This window comes from Pseudomonas sp. RIT-To-2 (genome assembly GCF_029623465.1).
Lineage (GTDB): Bacteria > Pseudomonadota > Gammaproteobacteria > Pseudomonadales > Pseudomonadaceae > Aquipseudomonas > Aquipseudomonas silvicola.
Genome location: NZ_JAPYKM010000079.1, coordinates 1 through 5,153 on the forward strand (window position 1 = coordinate 1; position 5,153 = coordinate 5,153).

The following is a 5,153-nucleotide window of genomic DNA, read 5'->3' on the forward strand; positions in this document are numbered from 1 at the left end:
CTCTCACACGAATAGGTGGCAGCCACGTACGGGGTGAGAGAGCCGATCAAAGCCGCCCAAATCAGCCAGGCATACGCCTCCCGTACATGGCTACCGTAAGCATTGTGAAGGCAAATAAATTGCCGGCAAAGGACTTTATGGCACCGCGCAGGGGGCTTTGATTAGCGGACTCTCACATCCGGTCATTGATGTGCAATGACCCGGGTAACGTATCCCCTATGGGGTTCTGGGGACAATCTTGAGGTTGTTTCAAAACCTGTCCCCTTTCGATGGCGTGATGGTGGGCAGGGGCAGGGCGGGAGGTTTTCGGTGCTCTCAAGATCGCGCGCCGCGCGGGCGGCGCTCGACCTCAAGCACGCCGAAAGCATCAAGCCATGCCCTGGCTAGCCCAAATCCCCCTACCTCTGCCCCACCAACGTGTCCACCGCCGGCACCCGTGTCTCACTTTCCATTTGCGCATCATGCTCCAACTGATGGCTGAACCGCTCCAACGACCCGTGGGCCGGTTGCGCGTCGCTGGCAAACACCGGCGGGCTGAGCATGTACGCAGTCAATATCCGGCTCAGCGCCTGCAAACTGTCGATGTGCGTGCGTTCATACCCGTGGGTGGCATCACACCCGAATGCCAGCAACGCGGTACGAATATCATGCCCTGCGGTGACCGCCGAGTGCGCGTCGCTGAAGTAGTACCGGAACAGGTCGCGCCGCACCGGCAGGTCGTGTTCCTGGGCCAGGCTGAGCAAGTGGCGTGACAAGTGGTAGTCATAAGGGCCGCTGGAGTCCTGCATGGCCACGCTCACCGCATGCTCGCTGGAATGCTGCCCCGGGGCCACCGGCGCGATGTCGATGCCGACGAATTCGCTGACGTCCCACGGCAGGGCGCCTGCGGCGCCGGAGCCGGTTTCTTCGGTGATGGTGAACAGCGGGTGGCAGTCGATGGGGGGCTGTTGGCCGCTTTCCACAATGGCCTTGAGGCTGGCCAGCAGCGCGGCAACGCCCGCCTTGTCGTCCAGGTGGCGGGCGCTGATATGGCCGCTGTCGGTGAATTCGGGCAACGGGTCGAACGCCACGAAGTCGCCGATGTTCACGCCCAGCGACTCACAGTCGGCACGGGTGGCGCAGTAGGCGTCGAGACGCAGTTCCACGTGGTCCCAACTGACCGGCAGTTGGTCGACCGCGGTGTTGAAGGCGTGCCCGGACGCCATCAGCGGCAGCACGCTGCCACGGATCACGCCCGTGTCGGTGAACACGCTGACGCGGCTGCCTTCGGCGAAGCGGCTGGACCAGCAACCCACCGGTGCCAGCGACAGGCGGCCGTTGTCCTGAACGGCGCGAACGCTGGCGCCGATGGTGTCCAGGTGGGCGGAAACCGCACGGTCGGGGGAATTCTTCTGGCCCTGCAGGGTAGCGCGGATAGTGCCGCGCCGGGTCAGCTCGAAGGGAATGCCCAGTTCTTCCAGGCGTTCGGCGACATAGCGCACGATGGTGTCGGTGAAACCGGTAGGGCTGGGGATGGCCAGCATTTCCAGCAGCACCTTTTGCAGGTACTGAGTGTCCGGTTCGGGGATGCGGGTGGTCATGAGGACCTCCTGAAGGTAGGGAATGGCAGTGGGGCCCTGCACAGAAACCCCACCACCCTTGTTGAAGGCGTCAGCTCAATACCTGGCAGTGGGGAAACAGCAGGTCCACGAACTTCTGCGCCGTGGGCCGCGGTTCGTGGTTCGCCAGGCCGACGCGTTCGTTGGCTTCGATGAACACGTACTCCGGCTGGTCAGCCGCTGGCACCATCAGGTCCAGGCCCACCACCGGTATGTTCAAGGCGCGGGCTGCGCGCACCGCAGCGTCTGCCAGGGTAGGGTGGAGGATGTCGGTGACGTCCTCCAGGTGCCCACCGGTGTGCAGGTTGGCGGTGCGGCGCACGGCCAGTTCCTGGCCTGCCGGCAGCACGGTGTCGTAGTCCACGCCAGCGGCGTGCAGGGTGCGCTGGGTTTCGTGGTCCAGCGGAATACGGCTTTCGCCACTGGTGGCGGCCTGGCGGCGTCGGCTCTGGGCTTCGATCAGCGCGCCGATGGCGTGCTGCCCGTCGCCGATGATCTGCGCCGGGCGGCGGATGGCCGCCGCCACGACTTCAAAGCCGATGACCACGATGCGCAGGTCGCAGCCTTCGTGGAAGCTTTCCAGCAGCACACGGCTGTCGAAACGGTGCGCATGCTCGATGGCTTGCTGCACCTCGTCCAGCGTGCTCAGGTCCACGGCCACACCCTGGCCCTGTTCACCGTCCACCGGCTTGACCACGACGCGCCCATGTTCCTGCAGGAAATCATCGTTGTCGTCGGCGCTGCCGGCCAATTGCTGGGCGGGCATGCTCAGCCCGGCAGCGCTCAGCACCTTGTGGGTCAGGTGCTTGTCCTGGCACAGGTTCATGCTGATGGCGCTGGTGAGGTCGCACAGCGACTCGCGGCAGCGAATGCTGCGGCCACGGTGGCTGAGGGTGAACAGGCCGGCATCGGCGTCGTCGATCTGCACGTCGATACCGCGGCGCAGGGCCTCGTCGACGATGATGCGCGCATAGGGGTTCAGCTCGGCGCCGGGGCCGGGGCCCAGGAACAGCGACTGGTTGATGCCGTTCTTGCGCTTGATGGCGAAGGTGGGCAGGGCGCGGAAATCCAGCTTGGCGTAGAGGTTCTTGGCCAGGCGGTTATCGTGCAGCACGGACAGGTCCAGGTAGCTCAGGCCCCGGCTCATGAAGTGTTCGATCAGGTGGCGCACCAGCACTTCACCCACGCCTGGGCGGGTGCAGCGCGGGTCCACGGCCAGGCACCACAGGCTGCTGCCGTGCTCGGGGTCGTGGAAGGCCTTCTGGTGGTTCAAGCCCATGACACTGCCGATCACTTGGCCGTTGTCTTCGTCTTCGGCCAGCCAGTACACCGGGCCGCCCTGGTGGCGTGGTGTCAGGCGGGTGGGGTCGATGGGCAGCATGCGGCGCTTGAGGTAGAGCTGGTTGATAGCCTCCCAGTCGGCGTCGCTTTGCGCCCGACGAATACGGAAGCCGCGAAACACCCGCTGCGCCGGGCGGTAGTCGCTGAACCACAGGCGCAGCGTGTCGGAAGGGTCGAGGAACAGATGCTGCGGGGCTTGGGCCAGTACCTGCTGGGGGGCAGCGACGTACAGGGCGATGTCGCGCTCGCCCTGGTGTTCGTTGCCCAGTTCGGCGGCCAGGCTTGCGGGGTCTGGGAAGGTATGGCCGATCAGCAGCCGGCCCCAACCGCAATGCACCGCGTGGGGCTGGCCGTCTGGCACGCTGCCGTCCTCGGCAAAGCGCGCCTGCAAGCGCTCATAGGTGGGCGACTGGCCCCGCAGCAGGCGCTGGTTGTAGGCAGTGGCATGGGCTTTCATCGGTCAGATTCCTTGTTCGCTGAGCCACAGGTTCAGGGCCGCCAGTTGCCACAGTTTCGAGCCGCGCAAAGGGGTCAGTTGCCCCTGGGGGTTGCTCAACAACTGGTCAAGCATGGCCGGCTTGAACAGGCCGCGGTCCTGGCTTGGGTCCAGCAGCAGGTCGCGTACCCAGTTCAGGGTGTTGCCTTCCAGATGCTTGAGGCCTGGCACCGGGAAATAGCCTTTCTTGCGGTCGATGACTTCGCTGGGGATGACCAGGCGCGCTGCTTCCTTGAGTACCTGTTTGCCGCCGTCCGGCAGCTTGAAACGCGCCGGTACGCGGGCCGACAGTTCTACCAGGCGGTAGTCCAGGAACGGTGTGCGTGCTTCGAGGCCCCAGGCCATGGTCATGTTGTCGACGCGTTTGACGGGGTCGTCCACCAGCATCACGGTACTGTCCAGGCGCAGGGCCTTGTCCACCGCGGCGTCGGCGCCGGGCTGGGCGAAGTGTTCGCGCACGAAATCTCCCGCCGCGTCGTTGCGGGTCAGCCACGCCGGTTGCACGGTGGCAGCGTAGTCGGCATAGCTGCGGTCGAAGAAGGCCTCGCGGTAGGCCGCGTAAGGGTCGCTGGCGCCGTCCACCTGCGGGTACCAGTGGTAACCGGCAAACAGTTCGTCGGCGCCCTGGCCGCTTTGTACCACCTTGCAATGCTTGGCCACCTCACGCGACAGCAGGTAGAAGGCAATGCAGTCGTGGCTGACCATCGGCTCGCTCATGGCGCGGAAGGCCGCAGGCAGTTGCTCGATGATCTCGGCTTCGTCGATGCGCAACTGGTGGTGCTGGGTACCGTAGTGTTTGGCGATCAGGTCGGAATACTGGAACTCGTCGCCGCGTTCGCCGCCAGCGTCCTGGAAGCCGATGGAGAAGGTGGACAGGTTGTCGACGCCCACTTCGCGCAGCAGGCCTACCAGCAGGCTGGAGTCGACGCCGCCGGACAGCAGCACGCCCACGTCCACGGCCGCGCGCTGGCGAATGGCGACGGCTTCGCGGGTGCTTTCCAGCACGCGGTCACGCCAGTCTTCCAGGGTCAGGTTGGTTTCGTCGGCGTGGGGGCCGTACGGCAGCGTCCACCAGGTTTTCTGCTCGGTGTTGCCGTTGGCGTCGATGCGTAGCCAAGTGGCGGGCGGCAGCTTTTCAATACCGGCCAGCAGGGTGCGTGGCGCCGGTACCACGGCGTGGAAGTTCAGGTAGTGGTTCAGGGCGACGGGGTCCAGCACGGGGCTGATATCACCCCCCTTGAGCAGCGCTGGCAGCGCCGAGGCGAAGCGCAGGCGCTGGCCGGTACGCGACAGGTACAGGGGCTTTACCCCCAGGCGGTCGCGGGCGATGAACAGACGCTGGCTGTCGCGCTCCCAGATAGCGAAGGCAAACATGCCATTGAGCTTGGGCAGCAGCGCCTCGCCCCAGGCGTGGTAGCCCTTGAGCAGCACTTCGGTATCGCCGCCGGAGTAGAACGAGTAGCCCAGCGCTTCCAGTTCGGTACGCAGTTCCGGGAAGTTGTAGATGGCGCCATTGAAGGCCAGCGACAGGCCCAGGTGCTGGTCGACCATGGGCTGCGCCGAACCGTCGGACAGGTCCATGATTTTCAGCCGCCGATGGCCGAGGGCAATGGGGCCCTGGCTATGAAAGCCCCAGGCGTCCGGCCCACGGGGAGCCAGGTGGTGGGTAATGCGTTCAATGGCCGCTAGGTCGGCCGGTTGCTGATCGAAACGTAATT

Annotated in this window: 3 protein-coding genes; all 3 read right to left on the minus strand. The window is 65.3% G+C overall.

Translation table 11 applies throughout. From position 1 onward, the window contains the following. Positions 1-398 precede the first annotated feature (398 nt). Entirely contained in the window at positions 399-1,580 is a 1,182-nt protein-coding gene (locus QBK88_RS30490; RefSeq protein ID WP_277965013.1) for an osmoprotectant NAGGN system M42 family peptidase, read from the minus strand. 70 nt (positions 1,581-1,650) lie between these two features. Next, on the minus strand, positions 1,651-3,396 hold the full coding sequence (gene ngg, locus QBK88_RS30495; RefSeq protein WP_277965014.1) for an N-acetylglutaminylglutamine synthetase: 1,746 nt from the start codon (positions 3,394-3,396) through the stop codon (positions 1,651-1,653). A 3-nt stretch (positions 3,397-3,399) separates the two neighbouring features. Continuing rightward, positions 3,400-5,153 (minus strand): N-acetylglutaminylglutamine amidotransferase (locus QBK88_RS30500; RefSeq protein WP_277965015.1); only part of this gene is annotated, 1,754 nt, incomplete at its 5' end.

Bases quoted from the DNA above. Each gene is read 5' to 3' on its own strand.
- QBK88_RS30490 (WP_277965013.1), bottom strand. From the start codon at position 1,580: ATGACCACCCGCATCCCCGAACCGGACACTCAGTACCTGCAAAAGGTG.
- ngg (WP_277965014.1), bottom strand. From the start codon at position 3,396: ATGAAAGCCCATGCCACTGCCTACAACCAGCGCCTGCTGCGGGGCCAG.